We start from the raw sequence: 12,262 nt of genomic DNA, 5'->3' as shown, positions 1-12,262 counted from the left end.
CTGTCACCAATGACCCCCAGCAGCCTATGCTGTGATTCCCTATAAACAATCCGAGCCTGAAAAGGATGACTCCAGATTCTTCCGTTGTTCCATACGGCTAAGGAAATAGCCTGTCATCATGGCCGAAGCCAACAGATTAGCGAAATCCTCCCGGTCAGTAGTGATTTGCACATCGAAGTCATCCATGGGTAACATTCCCACTAGGCCTTGGACATTCTGGTGAATAATCTCTTTAATCTCGGGGCTGGCGGATTGGGCAATCCAGGCTAAGGTTTCGGGGTGTTGTTTTTGCAGATATTGGAGCAGTGTGTTGACCCGTTGTTCTTCCTGTTCAGACGTATGAAAGTCAAAGTTAAATTCCATTATTACTCCCTAACTCCGGACTGACCTTTTAATCACTGGCATTACCTTCCACTATAGCGGCTCAGGCAAAGTTTTGTAAAAAGCCATAAAACTGGCTAGGGTAAACAAGTACCCAAAAACCTGGGGGAATAGCCCATACTTAAATTGACATTTAGGTAATCTAAGAATTTTTGAAAAATACTTAAATTTTCCTATAGACACAGATGGTGCGAGCCATGGTTTCCAACCGTATCTGTAAGGGCGAACGATGGGATTCGAACCCACGAGTGGAGGAACCACAATCCTCTGCCTTAACCCCTTGGCTACGCTCGCCGTTTCGCTTTCGGCATTAACCATGCTAGCACAGTGTTTGGATCTTTTTGGCACTATTTCGACTTAATCTCAATTTGGGGGGTTAGTTGTTCCGCTGCAGCGGATTCTAACCATTGGGGGAGATTTTCTGGCGTAATAGTTTGTAGATTCTCTAACAGCAAAACGCTGGACCGAAATAAACTCTCTATATCCACTTCCCGATGGTCAGGGCGAAAACCCTTCAAGCGGCGGATACCCTCCCCCAGTAAAGTCACTGCTCCCCGCCAATTGTGATTGCCAAGATGATAGTGGGCTACGGCAATTTGCAAAATACCTTGGTAGAAATTTTTCTCCGTCGGGTTAGCCTCTAGCCACACTGCTTCGAGGGTGTTATGGCAGGCGTAAAAATCTTGCCGGTTAAATTGTTCGATGCCTAGGCTTAGGCCGATATTTTCGTCCATGGTTAATGGATGCACTGTCGATATGTCGATAGAGGGGAGGGTCAATATTAGGTCAGTTGGGATGGAGCCGAGGTAATTTTCCGCTAGACTGGGAAGCGTATTCTGCGGATTTTTCTTCCACCCGGTTTCTGCTTTTTTGCTTTTCCGAATGGCGATCGCCCAGAATCGTTGAATCGCACTTATGTACGACCTAAAAATAGACAGAATAATCCTATAGCAAAGCAAATTCATCACCTTAGTGCTAACTCCCTTAGCCAGTGTACATAGCTTATTTTTTCACACATGAAAGCCTGTAAATAACGTAGTTTGTCTAACATTGTTGTACCTGCTTCTTTTGGGATTACCAGTAATTTTAGTATTAAATAAGCAATTATACAGGTATAGATTTGAATCCCAATTGCATTCTCATTTTTGGCAATCAGTCTATTCAGCTTTAAGTGCATTTTTAAGAATTTCCATAACAATTCTATTTGCCATCTTTTTTTATAAATTTCTGCTATTTTTTCATCACTAACTCCTTCTATTTCTTTACTTTCTATAGGTAAATTTGTAACCAATCTAAACTCTGAATTATCATGGGTGAATATTACCACTCTACTCTCTATTTTATTCTTTCCAGTTCCAACCATATAGTTATCATTGGCTAATTTTTCTAGCTTTATATTATTCTTTATTCTTAATACATGATATTTGTTATTCTCCTTTTGTAATCTCTTGATTCTCTGTAAGTCACAAAATCCTCTATCCATTACTGCTACTCCATTTTCTGGAGTCTCTTCTATTGTTTCATTCCCATATTTATTATCATGACCTTGTCCAAAGTGAATTACTATTCCCCCCGGAATCCCTGTTGATAAGTTAATCCCACTGAATACTTTTACCTGATGAAATCCAAGGTTCCACATCAACTTACTAGTTATGCTGACAATGGTTGAATCGAGAGGAAATATTTCTAATTCTCCCTGCTTAATTTCCTTCCTTTTCGACAATTCCTTTTTTAAGGAAAATATTATTTCTCTAAAAACTCCCACATCCCTTTTTTTGCTTGCCTTTGAGAATGTAGATATATCGACTGTCTCTCCTCGTAAGTTCAGTCTTTTAAACATACTCCTCATGCTTGTCTGGCTCTGGTCTAACACTAATCCTAACCAGATACTCACAAACTTAAATGTGTCTAATACTGGGTAGTCATCTTTAGGAAAATTAGATAGATAAGTTTTGACAATATGTCCAAAATTTGATATCATCGCTTCAATTATTCTAATATTTCTGCCCTTTATTCTATCATTTTAAAGGGCTTTTTTTCTCTTTATAACTATCGTTCAACACTTCTGGCGATCGCCATATTGTCCCCCTTACCCTGTTTACCATGACCAAGCGTAGTAATTTGGATTCTAACCACATTATTTATCGTTCCGAAGAGCTCCTAGGAGCCGCATCAAACCGCTACAACATTACTGTCAGGGTAGCCAAGCGAGCCAAGGAAAATCGCTCCGAAGATTTTGACAGCATTGACGATCCCAACATGAAGCCGGCTATCCGGGCCATCATTGAAATGTCCGACGAGCTCACCCGCCCAGAAATTATTAGCGATAATTAATTCCCCCAGTTCCATGTTTAAGCCCCTTTTTCCCCTGACGTTACTATTGGGTTGTCTGAGCTTTTTGCTCACCATGCTACTCCATAGTCCCGGACAGTGGGGGGCTGTTTCCCAGGCTCAGCCGGCCCCGCCCGCTCAGGGAGTGCCCGCCGGAGGATATACGGTGGTGGTGGAAATAATTGCTCAGCAGGTTTACGCTCGTTTTCCCGATTTGCCCAAGGGTAACGATTACCGCCGCCAAAGCGATGGTAGCCCAGATCCGGAGAATACCCTGATCAGTCGGATGATCCGATATCACCGCGATATACAAAAAAGGCCAACCCGCTATCGTTTTGATTGGCGTTTAACCCTAGCGGATTACCTTGGTGCCAATGATCAAATGGTGCCGGAGCGTTATCCCGGTTTTTCCACTCTCCAAACAAGTCCCCTCGATGGCGATCGCCAACTTATTGCCGGGCTAAATCGGAAACAACGGCAGGAATTAGTAGATTTTCTCGCCGAACTTTATCGCCCCCAGGCCGCATCCAATGGAACAGATTCTGGTTCGGGGGAACAAGGTGATCAGAATCCAACGGCGCCCCCAGCCGTTACAGCTCCCAATCAACCTGGACTTTCCCAGCCGGGGGATGCCCAATTGTTGATGCCCTAGCTCTTCAACGGCGGAAAAATAAAACACAAATAATTAACCCCGACTTGGGCATAGGCTGCTTCAGACGGGGTTGATAAGAACAGGCAAGAAGTCAAACAAAAGCGTTTGGGCTTTGGAAAAGCTGAGAATTAAATTAAGCAAAAGATCGACAAAAATTAATCACTGAATGAGACTGCACGTCAACGGGCAGGATGCAAACATGGGTTTATGAATTAAATTAGTTTCCCCATGGAGCCAACTTAACCAACGCACTTCCTGAGGATGGATTCCTTTGGCGGTCAAGGTGGCGGCCCCAGAAAGAACCAATAAAACTGTCCCTCCCAAAAGACTGCTGGCTACTAAGAGCACAGCACTCATCGGTAAAACTGACTGTAATACCACCGTCGCCAAAACCCCCACTGTAGCGACCAAAAACACCAGCGGGAAACCGACCACCAATAGACAAACTAACAGGGTGAAAGTCCAAACAGAAAAACTCTTCATTAGGACGAGCATATAGCTCATTCCTACTCCTTCCCTTGACGAAAGCTCCATAACTATTAACTCCAACAACAACAATCGGGTGAGGCAGACCCCAAACAACGGTGCCCAAATTGAAGGCTCCGACTGGGGGCTGTTGAGTCCAGTATAGGCAACGACTTCGAGAAACTGAGATTTCTTTATAATTATTTACATTTAATCATTGACATTTATTCATTATTCTTACACTCTGCTGTTTCCCAGCCATAGGTAAAAATTAACCTCAACTCTATTTATCTCAGTTTAAAGCCTGATTTCATGGCTAGTTTGTCGTTTAGCTTTGATCCCCACATTTTTCTTTTTTGTGCTGGAGACGGCATGGAGAAGGCAATTAATGCAAGACTCAGTTAGTTTTACATTTGTTAACAATTTGTCGCTTGAATCTCATTAAGGACATAGGGACAAACGTGGGGAAACAAATGCGTCGTTTTGTTAAACAACTGACGAAAAACAGAAAAAAGTCTTTAACCTATTAAATAATGTCCCCAATGTCCCCATTGAATTCGACCGGTTATATTCGTTGCTGCAGGCTGTATCGTCTCCTCTGTCTGCATCAAAGGTTTACCGGGGGTTAGCTGTGCCACAAGTGCAAAATCCGGTGAAAAAATCCCATGAACCAACCTCCCCGCCCCTCTGTTCCCCCGTTGCCCCCCCTTCCCAACAATCCTGCTGGGCGACCTGCGTCGTCCATTCGGCAAGAAAGTATGGCTCCGGAAACTCAGTTTATGCCAGCTCCCCCCAGCATTGGCCAGCCCCAACCGCAACATCGTCCCCCGACACCCAATTTACCCACTAGCCCACCAGCCCCAAGCCATGCCAACCTAGGGCGATCGCCAGGACAACCTAGTCTGGAGGAGTTAATTCGCAGTGCCTTTGACCAAGGTTTTTCCGATGTTCACCTGGGGATAGGGGAGGTGCCTCGCATGCGGGACCGGGGAGAAATGGTGCCCCTCCGCTATGAGCCAACGGATCAGCAAACTTTCATGAGTTGGCTGCGGGAAATTCTCACTGAGGATGAAATCCAACGATTCAAGCGGGAATTGGAATTTGACGGAGCAAAGCAGTACGACTTTGCCAGGATTCGGATTAACGTTCTTGAAAGTCTGTTGGGCTCCGCCATGGTACTGCGGATTATTCCCCTCAAGATTTTGACCCTGGAACAGTTGCGCTTGCCGGATATTTTGCGTACTGTGTCCGACTCCCACAAAGGCCTGATTCTAGTGACGGGGCCCACCGGTTCCGGTAAATCCACTACCATGGCCGCTATGGTGGACTACATCAACAAGGAGCATGCCAAACACATCATTTCCATTGAAGATCCGATTGAATTTGTACACCAAAGTCGTCGTTCCTTGATCCGCCAAAGGGAAGTGGGCATGCACACCCTGGAATTCGACAACGCTCTGAAGGCTTCTCTGCGGGAAGACCCGGATATTATCCTGATTGGGGAGATGCGGGACCGGAGTACGGTGAACACCGCCCTCAAAGCTGCCCAAACCGGTCACTTGGTCATGGGAACCCTGCACACCAACAGTGCCATTAAGACCCTAGAAAGGATTTTGACCCTCTACACAGCGGAGGAACAACCAGCCATGCGGACGGCGATCGCCGAATCTTTGGTGGCCATCGTTGCCCAAGGTTTATGCCGTACTACCGATGGGAAACGGGCCGGTTTCCATGACATTCTGATTAATACGGAAACGGTCAAGGATTATATTCGCCAAGGCAAGTACGATGAAATTGCTGAACTGATGGAGGATGGGGAGTACGACGGTATGATAACTGCCAACCAATCCCTATTTAATCTCTACCAAGAAGGGCGGATCACCGAGGAAGTAGCTTTGGAAATGGCTCCGGTGCGGAATGAAATGGCCATGCGACTGCGGGGCAGAACCTAAGGCATGCGGTACGCCCTAGTCCACGAGTGGCTCACCCCGAAGGCCACGGGGGGGTCGGAATTGGTGGTGCAGGAGATTCTCAGTCATGTGACGGCGGATCTCTATGCCCTGATTGATTTTGAGTCCACCAACCCCCACAGCTATCTTTACGGCCGTTCCATTGGCACCACTTTTTTGCAACATTTTCCCCGGACAGAACAGGGAGTGCAAAAATATTTACCTCTTTTGCCCCTGGCGATCGAGCAATTGGACTTGGGACAGTATGACGTTATTCTTTCCTCTTCCCATGCTGTGGCCAAGGGAGTGTTGACTGCGCCCCACCAAGTTCATATTTGCTATTGCCATACCCCCATGCGCTATGCCTGGGATTTAACTTTTGACTATTTAAACAACAGTCGGATGGGACGGGGTTTGCCGGGGATTTTGACCCGTTACCTGCTCCACCAACTACGGCAATGGGATGTGATTTCCGCCAATCGAGTGGATTACTTCTTGGCCAATTCACAGCATACGGCCCGGCGCATTTGGCGTTGCTACCGGCGATCAGCCGATGTGGTCTATCCCCCCGTGAATTTAGACCGTTTTACCTACCAAGAAAAAAAAGATGATTTTTTCCTGACAGTCTGCCGTTTAGTGAGCTATAAACAGGTCAAGCTGATTGTCCAGGCTTTTAACCAGTTGCAATTGCCCCTAGTGGTGATTGGCGATGGTCCTGATTTACCGCTCCTGCAGGAATTGGCTCAACCCAACGTGCAGATCCTTGGGCCCCAACCCAATGCCGTAGTGGAGGATTACATGGCTAGGGCCAAAGCCTTTGTTTACGGAGCCTGTGAAGATTTTGGCATTGCCCTAGTGGAAGCCCAGGCCTGTGGCACCCCAGTCATTGCCTTTGGCCGTGGGGGGGCATTGGAAACCGTAGTTGACTATCAAAAAAATCCCAAAACTGCCACCGGGATTTGGTTTGATCAACAAACAGTAGAGTCTTTGGTGCAAGCAGTGGAAACTTTTTCCAACATTAGCCATCAGATCAGTTCAGAGAACTGTTTCCTGCAAGCAAACCGTTTTTCTTCTAAAATATTTCAAACGTCGTATCTGGCGTTGCTGGAAAAATACTGTCATCAAGCCCCTCGTCGGACTTAGTGGCGGTGGGAGTCCTCAGTTATTTAGCAAAGAATCGTAACAATTGTCGATTCAGGCTTTATGATTAGGACCATATGGTGTGATGTGTGATGGAGTACGATGACTGCCAATAGCTCACCGATCTCTGTAAAAGCCCTCCGTGCTTTGATGAGACGCGGATTTTATCCAACGGTCTCTCCGAGAAGGTATCAAGGTTCCCGCTCCAGTTCCCTCACCGGAACCGTGGCTAAAAGGGTATTCGATATCTGTTTCTCCCTGTCGGTACTGGTTCTCTGTTCCCCCCTCTACCTGGCGATCGCCCTAATGATTGCGGTCAGCTCTCCGGGGCCTATTTTCTATGTGCAAGAAAGGGTGGGGCGCAAATTTAAACGTTTCAAATGTATTAAGTTCCGCACCATGGTCACCAATGCCGATGAGGTGTTGGAAAAGCTGATGGCGGGCTGTCCTCAAACCAGAGAAGAATTTGAAAAGAACTTCAAACTCCGTAATGATCCCCGCATTACCTGGATTGGCAAATTTTTGCGCCTGACTAGCCTGGATGAATTTCCTCAATTCTGGAATGTGCTCAAGGGGGATATGAGCTTGGTGGGGCCCCGTCCCTTGGTGCCGGAGGAGTTGCACAAGTATGGACGTCAAATTAACCAAGTTCTGAGCATTAAGCCAGGGCTAACCGGCTTATGGCAGGTTTCTGGCCGCAACGATATTCCCTATCCTGAGCGGGTGCAAATTGATGTTTATTACGTCTATTACCGCACCATGACGTTGGATTTACTGATCATCGCTAAAACCCTGGGTGTGATGCTGTTTCCCAACAATAATGGGGCTTATTAACTCTCCTAAGCTAATTCAGCTCCTAATTTAATTAATTTTCGAGCCTTCCTTGATGTGGCCAAAATTAGACCACATTCAGTTTGGTTAGAGTCTATTTATCCCTTCCTTGCATCCATAGCAACATTTAGGGAATTCTTTGCCGCAAATAAACCAACAGCTTTTCAAAATGGGCTGGCATAGGGGCGATCGCCGTAATTATTTCTCCGCTCACCGGATGGATGAGGGAAAGCTGGTGGGCATGGAGGGCTTGGCCGGGCAGGTTGACGTTGACACTGCCAGGGGAAGTGTAGAGATTATCCCCTACCAAAGGATGGCCCATTTGCTTACTGTGTACCCGAATTTGGTGGGTACGGCCCGTTTCTAGCTGAAATTCCAACCAACTGTGGTTCCCAATCCTTTCCAACAGTCGCCAATGGGTAACCGCTTCCCGACCCCCTTTTTCCACCGGGACAATACCCATTTTCTGGCGATCGCCGGGATGACGGCCCACGGGGAGATTGACCGTGCCTTGAATTTCCTTTGGAGATCCATAAACAATGCCCCAATACAGACGGCGAGCAGTTTTCTCCTTGAGTTGAACCTGTAGGTTATGCAGTGCTAATTCAGTTTTGGCCACCACCATCGCTCCAGTGGTGTCTTTATCCAAACGGTGGACAATGCCCGGTCTTTGCACGCCGCCAATGCCAGCCAAATCGGGACAATGGGCCAACAAAGCATTAACCACTGTGCCGTCGGGATGACCAGGGCCGGGATGCACCACCAATCCCGCTGGCTTGTTGATGATAATTAACTGTTCATCCTCATACAAAATATCCAAGGGAATATTCTGGGCCACCACATCCAAAGGAATCAACTCAGGAATATTAACCACCAGGCGATCGCCAGTTTTGAGGATCAAGTTTTTATCCTGACAAACTAACCCATTGCGTTGCACCTGCCCCGACTCAATCAATTTTTGACAACGGGAACGGGACAACTCTGGTAGCTGTTCCGCCAACCATTTATCCAGGCGGACACCCAGTGTGCCTTCGGCAACGCCATCGGCCGTTACCAACAATTCTTGATAGGGATCTGAATCCGTAACTTCATCAATAATTTGGTCAATCATCTATTCTTCTTCCGGTGAAAATTGTCCTGGCAACGCATGGGGAATCAATGCATCCAAATTGATCACCTCCAACGCAGAAACATGGGTGGCACTTAAATCCACCAGCGGAGCCATGCCCGCATCCTTTGCTTCCTGCCAGCGGGCCGCACATAAACACCATTTATCCCCTGGTTTTAATCCGGGAAATTGGTAAGCCGGTTGGGGTGTGGAAAGATCATTGCCCCGGGCTTTGGAAAACTCTAAAAATTCCGCTGTCACCTGGGCACAAACCACATGGCGGCCGAAATCCGTCGGCCCCGTTTGGCAATAACCATTACGGTAAAAGCCCGTCAACGGTGACTTACAGCAACATTTGAGGTCACCGCCCAACACATTCTTATCCCGGGAATCCTGGAGAGTAGCCATATTGTTTAAGCAAAAATAAGAATTCTATTTAACAATCTTCACACCAAAACCATGGTAGTGCCGCCGCCAAAAAGACTAAAATGATAGGTTCGTTGCGGCCATAGTCCCGACGATGATTTTCCGTGAACAACAGCAATGCTTAACCCAAACCTAGCAGAGATTGAACTCTCCCAAGACGACTACCAACGGTATTCCCGCCACATTATTTTGCCGGAGGTGGGGCTCGACGGCCAAAAACGTATCAAGGCCGCCAGTGTCCTGTGCATTGGTTCCGGGGGTCTAGGTGCCCCATTGCTACTCTATCTGGCTGCAGCGGGGGTAGGACGGATCGGTTTGGTGGATTTTGACATTGTTGATACTTCCAACCTGCAACGGCAAATCATCCACGGCACTTCCTGGGTAGGCAAGCCCAAAATCGAGTCTGCCAAGCAGAGCATTATGGAAATTAATCCTTTCTGTCAGGTGGACCTCTACGAAACCCAGATTTCCTCCGCCAATGCTCTAGACATCATTGCCCCCTACGACATTGTCATCGATGGTACGGACAATTTTCCCACCCGTTATCTAACCAACGATGCCTGTGTGCTGTTGAATAAGCCCAACGTTTACGGCTCCATTTTCCGTTTTGAGGGACAAGCTACGGTGTTTAACTACCAAGGGGGGCCAAACTACCGTGACCTCTATCCAGAACCGCCACCGCCGGGGATGGTACCTTCCTGTTCCGAGGGGGGAGTTTTAGGTATATTACCGGGCATCGTGGGTACGATTCAGGCAACGGAAGCACTAAAAATCATTTTGGGAGCCCCCAACACCCTCAGCGGTCGTCTGCTGCTGTTCAACGCCTGGGATATGAAATTCCGGGAATTGAAACTGCGCCCCAATCCTGTGCGGCCGGTCATTGAAAAATTAATCGATTATGATCAGTTTTGCGGCATTCCCCAGGCCAAAGCCGCTGAAGCAGAACAGGCCTCTGCTCTGTCGGAAATGACAGTACGAGAGTTGCATGCCTTGATGGAAAGTCAAGAAAAAGACTTTATCCTCTTAGATGTTCGTAATCCCAATGAATATGATATTGCCCGGATCCCTGGCTCCGTACTAGTGCCTCTGCCGGACATTGAAGAAGGCCATGGCATTGACAAGGTCAAAGAATTGCTAGACGGCCACGAGGGCATTTTGATCGCCCATTGCAAATTGGGGGGGCGTTCCACCAAAGCTTTATCTCTGCTTAAAGAGGCCGGCATTGAAGGCATCAATGTTAAAGGGGGTATCACTGCTTGGAGTCGGGAAGTGGATCCCAGCGTGACCGAATACTAAACTTTTGTTTTCCTAATAGTTGTTGATCACGTTGATCATATTGGCGATCGCCATTTTCCTGGTAGTGGAGATGGCGGTCACTTTTTTGTATGGAATTTACCCAATTGATTGACCTTCGCTAGCTTGAAATAAGCAAAAATACACCAACGGAAATCATTAGAGCGCCGGCTAAATAATTCATTATCCGTTTATTTTGTCTACTGATTAATAGCCCTGAGCGGTGGGCAAGAAAAGCATAAAATATTTTTACACCTCCCACCGTCAGAATGGCGGTTAAGATTATGACTGCGATATCAAGATAGGCAATATTATTGACATCAACAAAAGTGGGTAAAAAGCCCAGGTAAAACAGGACAGCTTTTTGATCGGCTAAAGTTATGAGCAATCCGGCGGAAAAACTAGAAGAGAGGGATTTGACATCTACCTTGGCCAGACTTTGATTGTTAACTTTGGCTCGGATAGTGTTAATTCCCAGCCAACTTAAATAAATGCCGCTGATATATTTAAGAATGACAAAAAAATCGCCCATTGCCCCCCGTAAAAAAGCTAAACCCCAGAGAGCAATGAGAATAAAAATAATATCGCCTAAAACAACGCCAAGGGCCGCAAATAAGCCATGAATAAAACCACCACTGGCACTTTTACTCGAAACGGTTAACACACTCAAGCTGGGAAGAGCCGCTAGGATCAACATCGCCCCAAACAAACTGAGTATGTTAGACCAACCCATGGTTAACACCTTAAATAATCTAACGACTCCGAAGAATTTCTAGGGTCACATCCCCGTCAAAATCTGGAATGGGAGCCTGGCACTTAGTCAGGGCCACTTTTACTTGCTGGGTTTTGCCTGTTCCTAAAATGGCATCGGCGATCGCCTCGGCCAGTTTTTCAATCATTTTAAACTTGGACTCACGGATGAGCTTTTGCACGATCGCCACCGCATCCGCATAGTTGAGGGTATCGTTTAGGTCATCGCTCTGCCCAGCCTTGGCCAAATCGATCCAGATGGTGAGATCAACCTCAAACCATTGCCCTAAAAACTGTTCTGCATCGAAGTAGCCAGTGTAACCATAGGCTCGAATTCCCTTAACGTTTAACGTATCCATAAATTGATTAAGTACTAGCTGACTACCAGATATTGAACTAAGAACAACAAGTTCCCCAGCTAACCATGGTATGATCACCCCGTCAAAAATTGCCATAATTTTTCCCTGCCATGCCTCCCCAATTTCCCTTAGCTACGGTTGGTGCGCTGGTTACTGCCCCCGACGGCCGAGTTTTAATTGTCAAAACCACCAAATGGCGGGGCACCTGGGGGGTGCCTGGGGGAAAGGTGGAATGGGGAGAAACATTAGAAGCGGCCCTAAAACGGGAATTCCAAGAAGAAGTGGGGTTAGATCTACGGGAAATAAAGTTTGCTTTGGTACAGGAAGCGGTGAATGATGAACAGTTCCATTGCCCAGCCCATTTTGTTTTATTAAACTACTACGCCCGTTGTGAGTCCACTCAGGTGATTCCCAATGAGGAAATTGTTGAATGGGAATGGGTCACTCCCCTAGAAGCATTGGATTTTCCCCTTAATAGTTTTACCAAGCTACTTTTGGAAGATTATCAGCAACGTTTTATGTCCATTTAATGATTACTAAAATCAGTTTTTTTTGGCAATCAATGAAACTAAATTCG

General features: G+C 46.7%; 15 protein-coding genes and 1 tRNA gene. 7 read left to right on the top strand and 9 right to left on the bottom strand.

Annotated elements, in window-relative coordinates; genetic code table 11:
• Positions 1 to 39: 39 nt before the first annotated feature.
• The 4 genes from C7I86_RS09780 to C7I86_RS09765 form a co-directional block, all read right to left on the bottom strand.
• Positions 40 to 363, bottom strand: coding sequence for a DUF760 domain-containing protein (locus tag C7I86_RS09780; protein WP_010873069.1), 324 nt, complete (start codon positions 361 to 363; stop codon positions 40 to 42).
• Between the two features lie 239 nt (positions 364 to 602).
• A tRNA-His gene (locus tag C7I86_RS09775) sits at positions 603 to 675 on the bottom strand.
• 53 nt (positions 676 to 728) lie between these two features.
• Positions 729 to 1,115, bottom strand: coding sequence for a DUF309 domain-containing protein (locus tag C7I86_RS09770; RefSeq protein WP_014407119.1), 387 nt, complete (start codon positions 1,113 to 1,115; stop codon positions 729 to 731).
• A 230-nt stretch (positions 1,116 to 1,345) separates the two neighbouring features.
• Positions 1,346 to 2,362, bottom strand: coding sequence for an IS4-like element IS4Sa family transposase (locus C7I86_RS09765; RefSeq protein ID WP_010872287.1), 1,017 nt, complete (start codon positions 2,360 to 2,362; stop codon positions 1,346 to 1,348).
• 122 nt (positions 2,363 to 2,484) lie between these two features.
• On the opposite strand from C7I86_RS09765, the gene C7I86_RS09760 reads away from it, so the two are divergent.
• Both C7I86_RS09760 and C7I86_RS09755 read left to right on the top strand, forming a co-directional pair.
• A complete protein-coding gene (locus C7I86_RS09760) occupies positions 2,485 to 2,715 on the top strand; it encodes a DNA-directed RNA polymerase subunit omega (RefSeq protein ID WP_010873067.1) in 231 nt (76 codons plus the stop codon).
• A gap of 13 nt (positions 2,716 to 2,728) precedes the next feature.
• The gene (locus C7I86_RS09755; RefSeq protein ID WP_010873066.1) at positions 2,729 to 3,364 is read left to right on the top strand and encodes a hypothetical protein; all 636 of its coding nucleotides are present in this window, start codon (positions 2,729 to 2,731) and stop codon (positions 3,362 to 3,364) included.
• Between the two features lie 159 nt (positions 3,365 to 3,523).
• On the opposite strand, the gene C7I86_RS09750 is transcribed toward C7I86_RS09755, so the two are convergent.
• Entirely contained in the window at positions 3,524 to 3,859 is a 336-nt protein-coding gene (locus tag C7I86_RS09750; RefSeq protein ID WP_369931726.1) for a hypothetical protein, read from the bottom strand.
• A 635-nt stretch (positions 3,860 to 4,494) separates the two neighbouring features.
• Here C7I86_RS09750 and C7I86_RS09745 point away from each other — a divergent pair.
• The 3 genes from C7I86_RS09745 (at position 4,495) to C7I86_RS09735 (ending at position 7,752) form a co-directional block, all read left to right on the top strand.
• A complete protein-coding gene (locus tag C7I86_RS09745) occupies positions 4,495 to 5,781 on the top strand; it encodes a type IV pilus twitching motility protein PilT (protein ID WP_010873064.1) in 1,287 nt (428 codons plus the stop codon).
• A 3-nt stretch (positions 5,782 to 5,784) separates the two neighbouring features.
• Complete coding sequence (locus C7I86_RS09740; protein WP_010873063.1) at positions 5,785 to 6,921, top strand: glycosyltransferase; 1,137 nt, start codon at positions 5,785 to 5,787, stop codon at positions 6,919 to 6,921.
• Between the two features lie 99 nt (positions 6,922 to 7,020).
• Positions 7,021 to 7,752 carry a sugar transferase gene (locus C7I86_RS09735; protein ID WP_010873062.1) on the top strand — a complete coding sequence of 244 codons (732 nt, stop codon included), beginning with the start codon at positions 7,021 to 7,023 and terminating at the stop codon, positions 7,750 to 7,752.
• Between the two features lie 124 nt (positions 7,753 to 7,876).
• Here C7I86_RS09735 and C7I86_RS09730 read toward each other — a convergent pair whose 3' ends face one another.
• Positions 7,877 to 8,860 (bottom strand): RluA family pseudouridine synthase, encoded by a 984-nt coding sequence (locus C7I86_RS09730; RefSeq protein ID WP_010873061.1) that lies wholly within the window; start codon positions 8,858 to 8,860, stop codon positions 7,877 to 7,879.
• The gene (locus C7I86_RS09725; protein WP_010873060.1) at positions 8,861 to 9,265 is read right to left on the bottom strand and encodes a DUF2237 family protein; all 405 of its coding nucleotides are present in this window, start codon (positions 9,263 to 9,265) and stop codon (positions 8,861 to 8,863) included.
• A 135-nt stretch (positions 9,266 to 9,400) separates the two neighbouring features.
• Between C7I86_RS09725 and moeB the strand changes: the two genes are divergently transcribed.
• Positions 9,401 to 10,579, top strand: coding sequence for a molybdopterin-synthase adenylyltransferase MoeB (gene moeB / locus C7I86_RS09720; protein ID WP_010873059.1), 1,179 nt, complete (start codon positions 9,401 to 9,403; stop codon positions 10,577 to 10,579).
• A gap of 118 nt (positions 10,580 to 10,697) precedes the next feature.
• Here the strand turns inward: moeB and C7I86_RS09715 are convergent, their stop codons facing one another.
• A complete protein-coding gene (locus C7I86_RS09715) occupies positions 10,698 to 11,318 on the bottom strand; it encodes a LysE family translocator (RefSeq protein ID WP_010873058.1) in 621 nt (206 codons plus the stop codon).
• A 10-nt stretch (positions 11,319 to 11,328) separates the two neighbouring features.
• Positions 11,329 to 11,781, bottom strand: coding sequence for a dihydroneopterin aldolase (gene folB, locus C7I86_RS09710; RefSeq protein ID WP_010873057.1), 453 nt, complete (start codon positions 11,779 to 11,781; stop codon positions 11,329 to 11,331).
• Positions 11,782 to 11,795: 14 nt separating this feature from the next.
• Here folB and C7I86_RS09705 point away from each other — a divergent pair, with 14 nt between their 5' ends.
• Positions 11,796 to 12,215 carry an NUDIX domain-containing protein gene (locus tag C7I86_RS09705; RefSeq protein WP_010873056.1) on the top strand — a complete coding sequence of 140 codons (420 nt, stop codon included), beginning with the start codon at positions 11,796 to 11,798 and terminating at the stop codon, positions 12,213 to 12,215.
• Positions 12,216 to 12,262 lie beyond the last annotated feature (47 nt).

This window comes from Synechocystis sp. IPPAS B-1465 (genome assembly GCF_003015225.1).
Taxonomy (GTDB): Bacteria; Cyanobacteriota; Cyanobacteriia; order Cyanobacteriales; family Microcystaceae; genus Synechocystis.
This window is presented reverse-complemented; position numbering and strand designations above follow the sequence as displayed.